Consider the following 14,350-nt stretch of genomic DNA (forward strand, 5'->3'; position numbering starts at 1 on the left):
CATGCCGGAGGTGACCGCCGCGGAGATCGAACGTGTCTTCCGCGCCGAACACGGTCGCGCCGTGGCCTCCCTCGTCCGCGTCTTCGGCGACATCGATGTCGCCGAAGACGCGGTCCAGGACGCCTTCACGGCCGCCGTTCGGCGGTGGCCGTCCACCGGGCTGCCGCCCAGCCCTGCCGGATGGATCATCACCACCGCTCGCAACCGGGCCATCGACCGGCTGCGCAGGGAGGCATCCCGCGAGGACCGGCACGCCAAGGCCGCGCTGCTGCACGCCCGTGCCGAGGACACGGCGGGCACGACACCCGAGGAGGAAGGCCCCGTGCGTGACGACCGGCTGCGCCTCGTCTTCACCTGCTGCCACCCGGCACTGGCCACCGCTGCCCAGGTGGCGCTCACCCTGCGGCTGCTCGGCGGGCTCACGACCGCGGAGATCGCCCGTGCCTTCCTGGTGCCCGAACCGACCATGGCCCAGCGCCTGGTCCGGGCCAAGGGCAAGATCCGCGACGCCCGCATCCCGTACCGGGTGCCCACCGACGCCGACCTGCCGGACCGGCTCCGCGCCGTGCTGGCCGTGATCTACCTCATCTTCAACGAGGGCTACGCGGCCAGTTCGGGGGACGCCCTGGTCCGTGCCGATCTGTGCGCCGAGGCCGTCCGGCTCGGCAGGCTGCTGGCCGAGCTCATGCCGGACGAACCGGAGGTCGCCGGGCTGCTCGCCCTCATGCTGCTCACCGAGTCACGGCGGGAGGCCCGCACCGACCCCGCGGGCGCGCTGGTACGGCTGGCCGAGCAGGACCGCGACCGCTGGGACCGCCGGCTCGTCGCCGAGGGCCAGGCGCTGGTGCGGGCCTGCCTCCGGCGCAATCAGCCGGGGCCGTACCAGGTCCAGGCCGCGATCAACGCCGTGCACAGCGACGCGCCGACCGCGGCCGACACCGACTGGCGACAGATCCGGCAGCTGTACGACCAGCTCTACGCCCTCACTCCGAACCCGGTGGTGGCGCTGCACCGCGCCGTCGCGGTCGCCGAGGTCGACGGGCCCGCCGCGGCGCTCGCCCTGGTCGACGACCTCGCGTTGCGGACGTACCACCTCTTCCACGCCGTCCGCGCCGACCTGCTGCGCCGGCTGGGCAGGGAGGCCGAGGCGTCGCGGGCGTACCAGGCGGCACTGGAGCGCACCGGCAACGCCGCCGAACGGGCGTTCCTGGAACGCGGCCGCCGGTCACTCACCCACTCCCGGGAGCGGGACCTCCGGCGCTGAACGGGCGAGCCCGCTGATCGCCGGGCGGTGCCGGGGCCGAGCCGCCGGTCACCGCGCGGCGTCGAGGGCGCCGCGCCGGGGGTTCCGCAACGGCGCGCCCATCTCGCTGAGATGAGCCAGGATCTGCCGGTAGGAGCGCAGCAAGCCGGTCTGGCTGTACGGCAGCCCGCGCTCGGCGCAGAAGCGTCGCACGATGGGTTGCGCGCGGCGCAGATGCGGACGCGGCATGTTGGGGAACAGATGGTGTTCGATCTGGTAGTTCAGCCCGCCGAACACGAAATCGGTGATCCGCCCGCCGCGGACATTCCGGCTGGTCAGTACCTGCTTGCGCAGGAAGTCGACCGGCCCGTCACCGCTCATGGTCGGCATTCCCTTGTGGTTCGGGGCGAACGAGCAACCCATGTAGAAGCCCCACAGCCCTTGATGGACCACGATGAACAGCACGGCGATACCTGGCGAGAGCACCAGGAAGACCGCGGCCAGGTAGAGCACGGTGTGCGTGACCAGCAGCGCCCCTTCGATCCGGCGGGATCGGGTGTCCCCGCGCAGCACGGCCCGGAAACCGGACACGTGCAGGTTCAGCCCCTCCAGGAGGAGCAGCGGGAAGAACAGTACGGCCTGGTGCTTGGCCGTCCACCGCAGCAACCCGGCTTTGCGACCGGCCTGTTTGCCGGTGAACGCCAGCACCGGGATGTCGATGTCCGGGTCGTGATCCTCGTGGTTGGGGTTGGCGTGGTGACGGTTGTGACCGTTCACCCACCACCGGTAGCTCATGCCGACCAGGCCACCGTGCGCCAACCCGACGATGTCGTTGGGCCGACGGGTACGGAAGATCTGCTTGTGTCCCGCGTCGTGGCCGATGAACGCCAGTTGGGCGAAAACGACGGCGAGGAACGCCGCGACGAACAACTGCCACCAGGAGTCACCGAGGTAGGCGAAGGTGACCCACGCGGCGGCCAGGGCGAGCAGGTTCCCGCCGGCCTTGGCCGCGTAGTACCCGTACCGCCTGCGGAGCAGCCCGGCTGCCCGGACCTCCTGGGAAAGCGCCGCGTACTCGCTGCCCCTGGCGGATTTCGTGATGGTGTCGATAGCGAACTCCTTCACTGCCGAGATCGGAGCCTGGGCCCGTGCCTGCGCACGAGGGGCGTCGTCAACGGCTCGAGCCGGCGGGCGCGGAGAAAAGCGGATGGCGTACGGGGCCGTGATCGGTGGCGCCACGCGCGACGAAGTCCACCGGCTCCGCGGCGCGGGGGTGGCTGAAAACGACCGGCTTGACATACGCGGGTGCGTGCGCCTGGCGGTGGGATGGATTGGTAGGCAAAAGATCTCCTGACGTGGTTGTCAATGGCAACGTCGAGGACCGGGCGGATCGACACGTCGCCACCGGGCTCACGAAGAGCCACGGCGTCACCGAGGTCGGCCTGCTCGGCCGACGACGGAAGCGAAAGAGGACCTGGGGAGGCCGTAGCACCGATGGATCCGCCTGGCTGAACGATGGGCGGGTCCCTCGAACAAGGTCCCGCGGCGGTCGGCTCGACGTTGTACCACCAACGCTACCCTTCTCCGGGCCGATCCCGCTACCGGCACCCGCGATCCGTTCCGCGCATCTCGATTTGACGCCACCGAGCCGGGCGTGCTCCACTGAGCATGGTTCAAAGGTTTTTGTGTTCGTTTCTGCAGACGCTCGCAAGAATTGAGCGGGCGTAGCCGGTCTTCTCCCAGAGTCGTAGCTCTCCTGGAGTCTCAGCTCTCCCAGAGTCCCAGCTGTGCGCGCGACCCGAGGCGCCTGATCTCATGGCGTCTCGTCGGATGGAAGATGTGGAGATTGTATGACCCAGGGCACAGTGAAGTGGTTCAACGCGGAGAAGGGGTTCGGCTTCATCAGCCCCGATGACGGCAGTGCTGACGTCTTCGTGCACTACTCCGAGATCCGCGGGAACGGCTTCCGTAGCCTCGATGAGAGCGCTCGTGTCGAGTTCGAGACCGGCCAGGGCAACCGTGGCCCCCAGGCGACCGGCGTATCCGTCCTCTGACGGTACCCGCTGCGGGATAGGGGCGCTCACCGTTCGGTGAGCGCCCTTGTCATACCTGGAGCAATCGAAACCCGCGTCGGCGTGACCGCTCATACGCGGCGCTTGGCCCCTTCCAGCACCGCGATCAGCAGCACGGCCACGCCGAGGACGAGCAATGGCACGACGTATCCCATTGCTCCGGTGTGCTCCCCGAACAGCCAGCGGAACGGTCCGCTGTGCTCCTTCGCGATCACCCAGCCACCGAACGGGATCGCCCCCAGCGTGATCCCGGCCAGCGCAAGCAGCCCTTCCAGCCCGTCGATCGCCTTGTTCTGCATAGCCATTCCCGTGAACTCCCCTTTCCGCCGGTGCGCTCAGGTGCCACGCACCCGTACCGCCGCCGCCAGTACGGCGGCGCCGAACACCGCAAGGGACAGGTTCGCGTAGATCTCGTACCCGGCGAGCAGGTCGATCCGCGGGATGACGAACCGGTTGAAGACATTCAGCACCGCACCCAGCAGCGGCTGTCCCGCCAGGTAGTCGATCGTCCCGCTGATCCCCGCCAGGACCAGGTACAGGCCGAGGACCTGAAGTCCCTTGCGCATACCTCGACGCTAGAGAGTCCCGGTACGGCAAGGGATCGGTCGGGGGAATGTCCACGCCCGACCGAAGTAGCCTTCCGCCGGCCCTGCCACGACGAAAGTATCGATCCGCGCGACGCCGGTATCGTCCCGCGGGCACCGCACGCAGGCCGCGGCCGTGCCCAGTAGGTTCGACGGCATGGACGGTGCCGGACTCGCCAGCCGGCGCGGTGTCCGCGAGTGGCTCGTGGACACCGCCCTCTTCCTGGCCGCGGTGGCCTTCGGGCTGCTGACCGCGGCCGCGCGAGTCGAACTGGGGCCGCCGGTCCGCCCCGGCTGGCTGTTCGACGTCGACCAGTTGATCGGGGCGCTCGGCTGCGCCGCGCTGTGGCTGCGCCGCCGCTGGCCGGTGGCGCTGGCCCTGGTACTGATCGCGCTGTCGGTCTTCGCCGAGATGAGCGGTGGCGCGATGCTGGCCGCGCTGTTCACCGTCGCGGTGCACCGGTCACAACGCACCACCATGATCCTGTTCGCCCTCGGTATCGCCGCGTCCTTCGGCTTCGTCCTGCTCCGTCCCGATCCGGACGTCCCCGGCTATGTCCTGGTGCTGTTCAGCCTTGCCATGCAGGGTGCCGTGGTGGGCTGGGGCAGGGTCATCCACCACCGGCGCCAGCTGGTGGTGTCCCTGCGCGACCGCGCCGCACGCGCCGAGGCCGAGGCCCACCTGCGTGCCGAGCAAGCCCAGCACCGGGCGCGCGAGGACATCGCGCGAGAGATGCACGACGTCCTCGGCCACCGGTTGTCGCTGCTGAGCGTGCACGCGGGCGCGCTGGAATACCGCCCGGACGCGCCTGCCGAGGATGTCGCCCGTGCGGCCGCGGTGATCCGGGACAGCGCCCACCACGCGTTGCAGGACCTGCGGGAGGTGATCGGCGTACTGCGCGCTCCGGTCGGGGAACTACCCCAGCCGACCCTGGCCGACATGCCACAGCTCGTTACCGAGTCCAGGCAGGCCGGGATGCGGGTGGTGCTGCGGCAGGAGGTGACCGGCTCGGTTCCGGACAGGCTGGGCCGCACCGCCTACCGGATCGTGCAGGAGGGCCTGACCAACGCGCGCAAGCATGCGTGGGGGACCGAGGTGACGGTGACGATTTCCGGCGCGCCGGAGGACGGCCTGACCGTCGAGGTCGGCAACGGCCCCCGCACGCCGCCGGCGTCCGGGGCCGCGCCGGGGCAGGGTCTGATCGGCCTCGCCGAGCGCGTCGCGCTGGCCGAGGGGCGGCTCGAACACGGCCCCACCGAGGCCGGCGGGTGGCGGCTGGCGACCTGGTTACCCTGGCCGCCATGACCGAATCCGAGACCTCGGTGGTCGGCGTGCTCGTGGTCGACGACGATCCGCTGGTGCGTGCCGGCCTGGTGATGATGCTGGGCGGCGGCCAGGACATCAGGGTGGTCGGCGAGGCCGGTGACGGCGCCGAGGTCCTGCACCTGGTCGACCGGCTCGCCCCGGACGTGGTGCTGATGGACATCCGCATGCCGACCACGGATGGGCTGTCGGCCACCGAGACCCTGCGCGCCCGTGAGCACGCGCCCGAGGTCATCGTGCTGACCACCTTCGACGCCGACGAGCACGTGCTGCGGGCCCTGCGGGCCGGGGCGGCGGGGTTCCTGCTCAAGGACACCCCGCCCGCCGAGATCGTGGCCGCCGTCCGGCAGGTGGCCGGAGGTCGCCCGGTGCTGTCCCCTTCGGTCACCCAGCGGCTCATCGACAGGGTGGCCGACTCCGAGCAGGACCGGCGCCGGGCCCGGGCGCTGGAACAGCTGGAGTCACTGAACGAGCGGGAGCGTGCCGTGGCCGTCGCGGTCGGCCACGGCAGGTCCAACGCCGAGATCGGCGCCACGCTCTACCTCAGCGTGCCCACGGTGAAGACGCACGTCTCCAACATCCTCACCAAACTCGGGCTGAACAACCGGGTCCAGATCGCCCTGCTCACCCACGACGCCGGCCTGCTCGACCCCTAACCAACCAGCTCGAGGCCGCCGTCGACGGTGAGCACCTGCCCGGTCAGCCAGGTGGCGGCGGGATCGGCCAACCGCAGGATCCAGGTGGCCACCTCCTCGGGCCGCCCGCGGCGACCGAGCGGGATGCGGGCCGCCTCCGCGCGCTTGACCTCCTCGACCGCCTCCGGGGACAGGCCGGCGGAGGCCAGCGCCCGGCTTTCGGTGGGACCGGGGGCGACCGCGTTCACCCGCACCTGCCGATCGGCCAGCTCCAGCGCCCAGCTCCTGGTCAACTGCTCCAGTGCCGCCTTGGACGCGGCGTAGTGCGCGACGCCGGCAGCCGGACGGTGCCCGAGGGTGCTGGACACGTTCACGATCGCACCCCCGGCGGCCTCGAGATGCGGTAGTGCGGCCTTGGCGAGCAGGCTCGGCGCCGTGACGTTGGTGGCCAGCAGGTCGGACACCCGCGCGGCGGTGACCTCTGCCAGTGGCATGGTGGCGAGCACACCGGCATTGTTGACCAGCACGTCGAGCTTGCCCCACCGGGAATGCGCGGCCTCGACGACGGCCGCCGCGGCCCCTTCGTCCCGGATGTCCGCGACGAACGGAACCACACCGGGGTGCCGGTCGGCGAGTTCGGTCAACGCCTCGGCCCTGCGCCCGACGCCCAGCACCCGCGCTCCGGCCGTGGCGAAGGCCCCCGCCGTGGCCGCACCGATCCCCGAGCCGGCACCGGTCACGATCACCACGCGCCCTGCGAAATCAGCCGTCATCAGAACCCCCGATCATATCGTTCGATGTTCGTAGAACATAGAACGAAGTTATCATGGGCAACATGAGGGACGCGAAACATCCGGCGACCGCGGAGATCAGCCTCACGCGGGTGCTCGCCGCGCTCAGCGACCCGATCCGGCTCGGGCTGGTTCACCTGCTCGCCGACGGCGAGGAGCGGGCGTGGAGCGAGCTACGGGTACCGGTGGCCAAGTCCACGCTCAGCCATCACCTGAAGGTGCTCCGCGACGCGGGCGTCACGCGCACCAGGCAGGAGGGAACCCGCTGCTTCGTCCGGTTGCGAGCGAACGACCTGCGGGGCAGATTTCCCGGCCTGCTGGACGCGCTGCTCGACACCGTCCGGGCCGAGGACATCGGCACCGAGGTCGGCGCCTGAGCCACACCCGTCGACCGCCCGCAACGAGCGGCGCGGCTATTTCCTCGCGGTAATCTGCCGCACCGACCAGGAATCGCCGTCCGGGTCGGTGCAGAAGACGAACCCGACGTTGTTCAGGTCCTCCCCATCACGGCTCGACCGGAAACCCGATCCTTCGGCCACTCGTACCTCGCTGACCGCGACCCGTTCGCCGCAAGCTGCGCGCGTGCCGCATGCACGTCCGGGACCACCAGTTGCAGCCCCTTGAGCGAACCGGGCCGCATGCCCTCGCCGATGCCCGTACCCACCACGACCGAGCACCCCGATCCCGGCGGGGTCAGCTGCACCACCCGCAGTTCCTCGTTGATCCGGGTGTCGTGATCCAGGTGGAAACCGAACTGGTCGGCGTAGAACCCCTTCGCTCTGTCCACATCAGACACGGGAACGACGACGACTTCCAGCGCAACCCGAGCCGCGAATGCCATATCGGTTATATTACTAGTATGGCAACAGCTTTCGCGGCACTGGCCGAACCACGTCGGCGCGAGATTCTCGATCTGCTGCGCACCGGAGAACGGCTGGTCGGTGACCTGGTGGAGCGACTGGAGGTCACCCAGCCGGCGGTATCCAAGCATCTCAAGGTGCTGCGCGAGGCCGGGCTGGTCGAGGTCCGCCAGGACGCGCAGCGGCGCTGGTACCGGCTGCGCCCGGAACCGCTGGCGGAGGTCGACAACTGGATCGCGCCGTACCGCGCGCTGTGGCACGACCGGCTCGATGCCCTCGAGCGGCACCTGGACGCCATGCCGGACGACCCAGGTTGACGACGAGGTTGACGACGAGGTTATTGACGAGGTAATTGACAACGAACGTTCGGCCGAACGGCAACCGGTCAGGGCTCCGTGGGGGCGGCCGGCTTCACGCCGGTGATCATGACGTTGTAGAACAGCTCCCGCGGCAGCACCTTCGCCAGCAGTTTCCGATCCACGACGGACAGCCGTAGCCAGGCACGGTAGGCGAACCATCGCCAGCGCAGGGTCAGCTTCTCCGGCGGAACGGCCGCCTCGAAAGTCCGGATCGGCCAGCCGAGCAGGGCCGCGGTGAACTCCTCGGTGACCGCCTGGACATCCACCGCACCCGCGCCCAGTGCCGTGCGCTCCAACTCCGTGGGATCGAAGGTGTGCAGGTCGACCACGGCCTCCAGCGCCGCGGCACGGGAGGACTCGTCCAGTTCCTCCTGCGGCCTCCGCCAGGAACGCAGGGCGGGCAGCCGGGTCAGGTTGGTGGTCAGCCACCAGGTGAACTGCCCCAGCCGGCGGGCGTAGGAGTCCCCGATCCTGGTCGGCTCGCCGGCGAAGACGAACCGGCCGCCCGGTTTGAGCACCCGCAGCACCTCGCGGAACGCGGCCCGCACCTCGGGAATGTGGTGCAGCACCGCGTGCCCGATCACCAGGTCGAAGCTGTCGTCCGGGTACGGGATGCGCTCGGCGTCGGCCACCCGGCCATCCACATCCAGGCCGAGGTTCTCGGCGTTGCGCAGCGCCACCCGCACCATGCCCGGCGAGAGGTCGGTGACCGAGCCACGCTTGATCACCCCACCCTGCATCAGGTTCAGCAGGAAGAACCCGGTACCGCTGCCCAGCTCCATCGCGGTGGGGTACGGCCAGTCCGCCTCCCCGGCCACGGCACGGAACACGTCGGTTGCGTAGGAGATGCAGCGTTCGTCGTAGGAGATCGACCACTTCTCGTCGTAGGTGCCGGCCTCCCAGTCGTGGTACAGCACGTTGGCCAGCTTCGGATCCCCGTAGGCCGCCTGCACCTGCTCGGCGGTGGCATGCGGGTTGGGTGTGGGGTCGGTCGTGTCCGTCACGGGCGGCTCACTTGCCTTCGAAGGCGGCCTTGCCGGGACCGTTCTCGATGAACGACTGCATCCCGGTGGACTGGTCCTCGGTCGCCCACAGCGAGACGAACAGGTTCGTCTCCAGCTTGAGCCCGTTGCGCAGGTCCAGGTCGAGGCCGCCGTCGATCGCGGCCTTCGCCGCCTTGAGCGCGACCGCGGGCCCCTTGGCGAACTGCGCGGCCCACGCGTGCGCCGTGGCGTACACGTCGTCCGGGGCCACGACCTGATCCACCAGCCCCAGCGCGAGTGCTTCCTCGGCCTTGACGAACCGGCCGGTGTAGACGAGGTCCTTGGCCTTGCTCGGGCCGATCAGGCGGGCGAGCCGCTGGGTGCCACCCGCGCCGGGGATGATGCCGAGCTGGATCTCCGGCTGCCCGACCTTGACGTTGTCCCCTGCCACCCTGCGGTCGGCGGTCAGCGCCAGCTCGAGTCCGCCGCCGAGGGCGTAGCCGGTGATCGCCGCCACGGTCGGCTTGGGGATCTCCGCCAGCGTGGTGAGCGAACCGGACAGCGCTGCCCCGAACTTCGACATCTCCACATAGGACTTCGCGGCCATCTCCTTGATGTCCGCACCACCGGCGAAGGTCTTCTCCCCGCCGTAGAGGATGACCGAACGCACGTCGTCCCGGTCGGTGGCCTCCCTGGCTGCCTCGGCCAACTCGGCCTGCACCTGGTTGTTCAGCGCGTTGACCGGCGGCCGCTCCAGCCGGATCGTGCCGACCCCGGCCTCGACCTCGAGACGTACGAACTCGCCCACGCCCATCCTCCTCGTAGTGCCGACACCCGCGGGGCTCCCCGCAGGCTACCCGTCAGTAGAACACGTTACCGGCGCCGGGCGAAGAAGCGCGCACCGGAACGCTCCAGAACCAGGTCCTGACCGAAGGTGGCGGAAAGGTTCTCGCCGGTCAATACGTCCTCGAGCAGGCCACCGGCCACCATCCGCCCCTCGGCCAGCAGTAACGCGTGGGTGAACCCCGGCGGAATCTCCTCCACGTGGTGGGTGACCAGGACCATAGCCGGGGCGTCCGGATCCATGGCCAGCGTGGAAAGCCTGGCCACCAGGTCCTCCCGGCCGCCGAGGTCGAGCCCGGCGGCCGGCTCGTCCAGCAGCAACATCTCCGGATCGGTCATCAGCGAGCGCGCGATCAGCGTGCGCTTGCGCTCGCCCTCGGAAAGGGTGCCGAAGGTGCGCCCGGCGAGATGCTTGATACCCAGCGCGGCGAGCAGCTCGTCCGCCCGCTCGGTGTCCAGCGTGTCGTAGTCCTCCCGCCAGCGGCCGAGCACGGCGTAGCCCGCGCTCACCACCACGTCCCGCACGGTCTCGTCCGCGGGCACCCGGCCGGCCAGCGCGGCGGAGGTGAACCCGATCCGCGGCCGGAGCTCGAACACGTCCACCCTGCCCAGCCGCTCGCCGAGCAGGTGCACCGTGCCGGTGGTGGGGTGCAGCTCGGCCGCGGCCATCCGCAGCAGTGTGGTCTTGCCCGCACCGTTCGGGCCGAGCACCACCCACCGCTCGTCCAGCTCCACGGACCAGTCGACGTCGGCGAGCAGCTTGTTACCCCCGCGCCGGACCCCGACACCAGACATATGCACCACGAGGTCGTCCAGTTCCGCCTGCTCGATCTGCTGCGTCGGCTCGCTCACAGGGTCATTGTCACTGACTCGGGGCACAGCCGTCACGACGACCCACCCCTCCGCCCGGTGTCCAGCTGATGAGAAGCTGACCGCAGCGCCCGACGACCGTGGCAGCATCGGATCCGTGATCGAGTTCGCCCCCGTGTCGCCCCGCCCCTGCCCGGCGTGGGCCCTGTGGCGCGACCGCGCGGTCGACCTCCTGCTGGTCGCGTCGTGCGGGTGTACCGGCCGCTGATTCGCCGTACACCCGGTCCCGACGCACCCTCTTGGAGAATCCCGATGACCCAGTCGATCACCCCTGCCGAAATCCACCCGCGGATCACCGATCCACTGCTTCCCGACCTGCTGCCCAGTGAACGTCTACTGTGGACCCCTCGGCAGCTCGCCGAGCTGACCCGCACGGTCGGCGGCGAGCTGGCCACGGCGCTGCGCGGCCTGCTCCGGTTCGACGCGGACCAGCGCTGGTGGGCACGGCTCGCCCTGACCGACGGTGTGGAGCTGTGGTTGCTGTCCTGGCTACCCGGCCAGCAGACCAGGCCGCACGACCACGGTGGCGCCGCGGGTGCGTTCACCGTGCTGCAGGGTGAGCTGACCGAGGAGTACCGCTACCCCGGCGGCCCGATCCGGCAGCGGGTACACACCGCCGGTGGCGGGCTCGGATTCGGCGCGGGCAGGGCCCACCGGCTCGGCAACGCCAGTGCCACTCCCGCGGCCAGCGTGCATGCCTACTCCCCGCCGCTGGTACCGACCAGGGAGTACTCGGCCCTGGCCGAAGTGCCCGCCGAGATACCGCCGCTGCCGGTGGTCGTCCCGTGACCGCACGCGTCGACGAGGTGCTCGCCACGGCGAGATCCACTGTGGACCGTGTGGGTCCGGAGGAGGCACTGCGCCTGCGGGCGGGCGGTGCGTTGCTGGTGGACATCCGACCGGCCGGCGACCGGGCGGCGGAGGGAGAGATACCCGGCGCCGTCCCGGTCGAGCGGATCCATCTGGAGTGGCGGCTCGACCCTTCCAGCGAGCACCGGCTGCCGGGAGTACGTCCCGACCGCGCGGTGGTGGTGATCTGCAACGAGGGTTACGCCTCCAGCCTGGCCGCCGCCGAGGTCAAGCGGCTCGGGCTGCCAGGGGTGACCGATCTGGTCGGCGGGTTCCGGGCCTGGCGGGCGGCGGGCCTGCCGACGAGCGGCTCAGGCCAGCACCACCTTGCCGAGCTCGGCGGGGCTGGCCAGTAGCGAGTGCTTCGGTAGCACCCGCACGGTGTAACCGAGGGAGCCCGCCCGGGGCAGCCGCAACGAGGCGCCGAACCCGCCGCCGCCCTCGGGCTCCATCGGCACCACCACCGGATCGAGCAGGTCGTCGGTGTCCCCCACCCTGCCCAGCAGGGCCTGCACCTGCACATCGGAGGGATCGAGGCCGGCGAGGTCCACCCGGGCGCGTACCCGGATCTCCTTGCCGACCACCAGGGTTTCCGGTGTCTCGACCAGGAACTCGGTGTCGAAGATGCGCACCCGGTTCCAGGCGAGGTCGATCCGGTCGCGGTACGCGGCGAGCGAGCGGGCACCGGCACCGGACTCCTCGAGCGCGGCGGTCACCGCGATGGCCGCGGGCCGGTAGTAGGACTCCACGTACTCTCGCACCATCCTGGAGGCCTGCACCCGCGGCCCGAGCGTGTCCAGCGTGTGCCGGACCATGGACATCCAGCCGGCGGGCACCCCGTCCGGCCCCCGGTCGTAGAACAGCGGCGCCACCTGCTGCCCGAGCAGGTCGTAGAGCGCGGCCGCTTCCAACTCGTCGCGGCGCAACGGATCGCGGATCCCGTCCGCGGTCGGGATGGCCCAGCCGTTGCTGCCGTCGTAGTACTCGTCCCACCAACCGTCCCGGATGGACAGGTTCAGTCCGCCGTTGAGCGCGGCCTTCATCCCCGAGGTGCCACAGGCCTCCAGCGGTCGGGTGGGGTTGTTCAGCCAGACGTCACAGCCGCGGTAGAGGTACCGCGCCATGGCCATGTCGTAGTCCGGGAGGTACACGATGCGGTGGCGCACGGCGGGATCGTCCACGAACCGGATGATCTGCTGGATGAGCTGCTTGCCGCCCTCGTCGGCGGGGTGGGACTTGCCGGCGACCACGATCTGGATCGGATGCTCCTCGTCCAGCAGCAGCGCGCGCAGGCGGTCGGGGTCGCGCAGCATCAGGGTGAGTCGTTTGTAGGTCGGCACGCGACGGGCGAAGCCGACGGTCAGCACGTCCGGATCGAAGATCGTGTTGGTCCAGCCGAGTTCCAGCGCCGAGGCGCCCCGCTGCAGCCAGGACGCGCGCGCCCGGCGACGCACCTCGGCCACCAGCTTCCCACGCAGGTCCCGCCGCAGGTCCCACAACTGCTGGTCGCCGACCTCGGGCCGGGCGCTCGGCTCGCCCCCGTCGTGCCCCCACTCCTCGTCGCTGCCGCCGAGCAGGGCGCTCATCTCCCTGGCCACCCAGGTGGGTCCGTGCACCCCGTTGGTGACCGCGGAGATCGGCACCTCCGGATCGTCGAAACCCGGCCACAGCCGGGCGAACATCCGCCGGGACACCCTCCCGTGCAGCGCGGACACCCCGTTGGCGCGCTGGGCGAGCCGCAGGCCCATATGCGCCATGTTGAACATGCCGGGGTTGTCCTCGGCACCGAGCGCGAGGACGCGGCGCACGTCGATGTCCGGCAGCAGCCTGCCGTCGCCGAAGTAGTGCTGCACCAGGTCGACGGGGAACCGGTCGATACCCGCGGCCACGGGGGTGTGCGTGGTGAACACCATGCCCGCCCGTACCCCGGCCAGTGCCTCGTCGAAGTTCAACCCGTCCGCGGCCAGGATCTCCCTGGCCCGTTCCAGCCCGAGGAAGCCCGCGTGCCCCTCGTTCATGTGGAACACCTCGGGCTGCGGATGCCCGGTCAGCTCGCAGTAGCGACGCACCGCGCGCAGCCCGCCGATCCCGGCCAGGATCTCCTGGCGGATCCGGTGGTCGGCGTCACCGCCGTAGAGCCGGTCGGTGACCCGGCGCAGGTCCTCGTCGTTGGCCTCCACGTCGGTGTCCAGCAGCAGCAACGGGATCCGGCCAACCCGCGCCTTCCACACCTGGGCCCACAGCCGCCGCCCGCCCGGCATCGCCACGCACACCTGCATCGGCTCACCGCCGGGTTCGGTGACCAGGTCCAGCGGCAGCCCGCTGGGGTCGATCACCGGGTAGTGCTCGACCTGCCAGCCGTCCAGGGACAACGTCTGGCGGAAGTAACCTGCCCGATACAGCGGGCCGACCCCGACCAGCGGGGCACCGAGATCGGAAGCGGCCTTGAGATGGTCCGCGGCGAGCACGCCGAGCCCACCGGAGTAGTTGGGCAGCGCCTCGGTGACCCCGAACTCCATGGAGAAGTACGCCACGGCCTCCGGCAGCCCGCCGGCCGCCGCCTCGCGCTGGTACCAGCGCGGCTCGGTGAGGTAGCGCTCCAGGTCCGCGGTCGCGGCCCCTGCCCTGGCCAGGAACTCCTCGTCCTCGGCGAGTTCTTCCAGCCGTGCGGGCGGAACCGTGGTCAGCACCCGGAGCGGGTCCTTCACCTGCCGAAACAGCTCGCCGTCGATGGAGGCGAAAAGGTCACGGGTCGGCGGGTGCCAGGTCCAGCGCAGGTTGGTCGCCAGCGCGCCAAGGCCGGTCAGTCGCTCGGGCAGGCTCGCGTGCACGGTAAACCGGCGGACTGCTCTCATGCTCTGCGACGATAGCTCGCCGGGCAACTGATCGCGGTCGGGCCCGCACCGGGTGTTGGCGCACCCGGACGGTCGGCCGACG

At 70.5% G+C, this 14,350-nt stretch carries 17 protein-coding genes; 8 read left to right on the plus strand and 9 right to left on the minus strand.

Annotation, left to right across the window (positions count from 1 at the left end):
• Nucleotide 1: 1 nt before the first annotated feature.
• Nucleotides 2-1,264, plus strand: coding sequence for an RNA polymerase sigma factor (locus tag FB471_RS33025; RefSeq protein WP_142003728.1), 1,263 nt, complete (start codon nucleotides 2-4; stop codon nucleotides 1,262-1,264).
• 48 nt (nucleotides 1,265-1,312) lie between these two features.
• On the opposite strand, the gene FB471_RS33030 is transcribed toward FB471_RS33025, so the two are convergent.
• A complete protein-coding gene (locus FB471_RS33030; protein ID WP_425457138.1) occupies nucleotides 1,313-2,377 on the minus strand; it encodes a fatty acid desaturase family protein in 1,065 nt (354 codons plus the stop codon).
• A 716-nt stretch (nucleotides 2,378-3,093) separates the two neighbouring features.
• Between FB471_RS33030 and FB471_RS33035 the strand changes: the two genes are divergently transcribed.
• Nucleotides 3,094-3,297 (plus strand): cold-shock protein, encoded by a 204-nt coding sequence (locus FB471_RS33035; protein WP_142003730.1) that lies wholly within the window; start codon nucleotides 3,094-3,096, stop codon nucleotides 3,295-3,297.
• Between the two features lie 89 nt (nucleotides 3,298-3,386).
• On the opposite strand, the gene FB471_RS33040 is transcribed toward FB471_RS33035, so the two are convergent.
• Both FB471_RS33040 and FB471_RS33045 read right to left on the minus strand, forming a co-directional pair.
• Nucleotides 3,387-3,620, minus strand: coding sequence for a hypothetical protein (locus FB471_RS33040; RefSeq protein WP_142003731.1), 234 nt, complete (start codon nucleotides 3,618-3,620; stop codon nucleotides 3,387-3,389).
• A gap of 30 nt (nucleotides 3,621-3,650) precedes the next feature.
• Entirely contained in the window at nucleotides 3,651-3,881 is a 231-nt protein-coding gene (locus tag FB471_RS33045; protein WP_142003732.1) for a hypothetical protein, read from the minus strand.
• A gap of 175 nt (nucleotides 3,882-4,056) precedes the next feature.
• Here FB471_RS33045 and FB471_RS33050 point away from each other — a divergent pair, with 175 nt between their 5' ends.
• Nucleotides 4,057-5,205, plus strand: coding sequence for a sensor histidine kinase (locus tag FB471_RS33050; RefSeq protein ID WP_142003733.1), 1,149 nt, complete (start codon nucleotides 4,057-4,059; stop codon nucleotides 5,203-5,205).
• Entirely contained in the window at nucleotides 5,202-5,879 is a 678-nt protein-coding gene (locus tag FB471_RS33055) for a response regulator (protein WP_142003734.1), read from the plus strand. Before FB471_RS33050 ends, FB471_RS33055 begins: the two co-directional genes overlap by 4 nt.
• On the opposite strand, the gene FB471_RS33060 is transcribed toward FB471_RS33055, so the two are convergent.
• A complete protein-coding gene (locus FB471_RS33060; protein ID WP_142003735.1) occupies nucleotides 5,876-6,631 on the minus strand; it encodes an SDR family NAD(P)-dependent oxidoreductase in 756 nt (251 codons plus the stop codon). The two genes, FB471_RS33055 and FB471_RS33060, sit on opposite strands and share 4 nt — an antisense overlap.
• A gap of 62 nt (nucleotides 6,632-6,693) precedes the next feature.
• On the opposite strand from FB471_RS33060, the gene FB471_RS33065 reads away from it, so the two are divergent.
• Nucleotides 6,694-7,026 (plus strand): ArsR/SmtB family transcription factor, encoded by a 333-nt coding sequence (locus FB471_RS33065; RefSeq protein WP_170221079.1) that lies wholly within the window; start codon nucleotides 6,694-6,696, stop codon nucleotides 7,024-7,026.
• A gap of 113 nt (nucleotides 7,027-7,139) precedes the next feature.
• Here the strand turns inward: FB471_RS33065 and FB471_RS33070 are convergent, their stop codons facing one another.
• Nucleotides 7,140-7,436, minus strand: coding sequence for a VOC family protein (locus FB471_RS33070; protein WP_246076841.1), 297 nt, complete (start codon nucleotides 7,434-7,436; stop codon nucleotides 7,140-7,142).
• A 72-nt stretch (nucleotides 7,437-7,508) separates the two neighbouring features.
• On the opposite strand from FB471_RS33070, the gene FB471_RS33075 reads away from it, so the two are divergent.
• On the plus strand, nucleotides 7,509-7,826 hold the full coding sequence (locus FB471_RS33075; protein WP_142003737.1) for an ArsR/SmtB family transcription factor: 318 nt from the start codon (nucleotides 7,509-7,511) through the stop codon (nucleotides 7,824-7,826).
• 68 nt (nucleotides 7,827-7,894) lie between these two features.
• Here the strand turns inward: FB471_RS33075 and FB471_RS33080 are convergent, their stop codons facing one another.
• The 3 genes from FB471_RS33080 to FB471_RS33090 form a co-directional block, all read right to left on the minus strand.
• Nucleotides 7,895-8,872 carry a class I SAM-dependent methyltransferase gene (locus FB471_RS33080; RefSeq protein ID WP_142003738.1) on the minus strand — a complete coding sequence of 326 codons (978 nt, stop codon included), beginning with the start codon at nucleotides 8,870-8,872 and terminating at the stop codon, nucleotides 7,895-7,897.
• Between the two features lie 7 nt (nucleotides 8,873-8,879).
• A complete protein-coding gene (locus FB471_RS33085) occupies nucleotides 8,880-9,659 on the minus strand; it encodes an enoyl-CoA hydratase/isomerase family protein (protein ID WP_142003739.1) in 780 nt (259 codons plus the stop codon).
• A 65-nt stretch (nucleotides 9,660-9,724) separates the two neighbouring features.
• Nucleotides 9,725-10,489: an ABC transporter ATP-binding protein gene (locus FB471_RS33090; protein WP_211358327.1), complete on the minus strand. Its 765-nt coding sequence runs from the start codon at nucleotides 10,487-10,489 to the stop codon at nucleotides 9,725-9,727.
• 327 nt (nucleotides 10,490-10,816) lie between these two features.
• Here FB471_RS33090 and FB471_RS33095 point away from each other — a divergent pair, with 327 nt between their 5' ends.
• Together FB471_RS33095 and FB471_RS33100 are read left to right on the plus strand one after the other, a co-directional pair.
• The gene (locus tag FB471_RS33095; protein ID WP_142003741.1) at nucleotides 10,817-11,353 is read left to right on the plus strand and encodes a cysteine dioxygenase; all 537 of its coding nucleotides are present in this window, start codon (nucleotides 10,817-10,819) and stop codon (nucleotides 11,351-11,353) included.
• The gene (locus tag FB471_RS33100; RefSeq protein ID WP_142003742.1) at nucleotides 11,350-11,769 is read left to right on the plus strand and encodes a rhodanese-like domain-containing protein; all 420 of its coding nucleotides are present in this window, start codon (nucleotides 11,350-11,352) and stop codon (nucleotides 11,767-11,769) included. Before FB471_RS33095 ends, FB471_RS33100 begins: the two co-directional genes overlap by 4 nt.
• Here the strand turns inward: FB471_RS33100 and glgP are convergent.
• A complete protein-coding gene (glgP, locus tag FB471_RS33105; RefSeq protein ID WP_142003743.1) occupies nucleotides 11,725-14,268 on the minus strand; it encodes an alpha-glucan family phosphorylase in 2,544 nt (847 codons plus the stop codon). The two genes, FB471_RS33100 and glgP, sit on opposite strands and share 45 nt — an antisense overlap.
• Nucleotides 14,269-14,350 lie beyond the last annotated feature (82 nt).

It is taken from the genome of Amycolatopsis cihanbeyliensis (assembly GCF_006715045.1).
Taxonomy (GTDB): Bacteria; Actinomycetota; Actinomycetes; order Mycobacteriales; family Pseudonocardiaceae; genus Amycolatopsis; species Amycolatopsis cihanbeyliensis.

What these genes read in the sequence shown, in the direction of transcription:
- FB471_RS33045 (WP_142003732.1), bottom strand. Translation starts at nt 3,881, where the DNA reads ATGCGCAAGGGACTTCAGGTCCTCGGCCTGTACCTGGTCCTGGCGGGG.
- FB471_RS33065 (WP_170221079.1), top strand. Translation starts at nt 6,694, where the DNA reads ATGAGGGACGCGAAACATCCGGCGACCGCGGAGATCAGCCTCACGCGG.
- FB471_RS33075 (WP_142003737.1), top strand. Translation starts at nt 7,509, where the DNA reads ATGGCAACAGCTTTCGCGGCACTGGCCGAACCACGTCGGCGCGAGATT.
- FB471_RS33090 (WP_211358327.1), bottom strand. Translation starts at nt 10,489, where the DNA reads ATGTCTGGTGTCGGGGTCCGGCGCGGGGGTAACAAGCTGCTCGCCGAC.
- glgP (WP_142003743.1), bottom strand. Translation starts at nt 14,268, where the DNA reads ATGAGAGCAGTCCGCCGGTTTACCGTGCACGCGAGCCTGCCCGAGCGA.
- FB471_RS33060 (WP_142003735.1), bottom strand. Translation starts at nt 6,631, where the DNA reads ATGACGGCTGATTTCGCAGGGCGCGTGGTGATCGTGACCGGTGCCGGC.
- FB471_RS33035 (WP_142003730.1), top strand. Translation starts at nt 3,094, where the DNA reads ATGACCCAGGGCACAGTGAAGTGGTTCAACGCGGAGAAGGGGTTCGGC.
- FB471_RS33050 (WP_142003733.1), top strand. Translation starts at nt 4,057, where the DNA reads ATGGACGGTGCCGGACTCGCCAGCCGGCGCGGTGTCCGCGAGTGGCTC.
- FB471_RS33055 (WP_142003734.1), top strand. Translation starts at nt 5,202, where the DNA reads ATGACCGAATCCGAGACCTCGGTGGTCGGCGTGCTCGTGGTCGACGAC.
- FB471_RS33025 (WP_142003728.1), top strand. Translation starts at nt 2, where the DNA reads ATGCCGGAGGTGACCGCCGCGGAGATCGAACGTGTCTTCCGCGCCGAA.
- FB471_RS33095 (WP_142003741.1), top strand. Translation starts at nt 10,817, where the DNA reads ATGACCCAGTCGATCACCCCTGCCGAAATCCACCCGCGGATCACCGAT.
- FB471_RS33040 (WP_142003731.1), bottom strand. Translation starts at nt 3,620, where the DNA reads ATGGCTATGCAGAACAAGGCGATCGACGGGCTGGAAGGGCTGCTTGCG.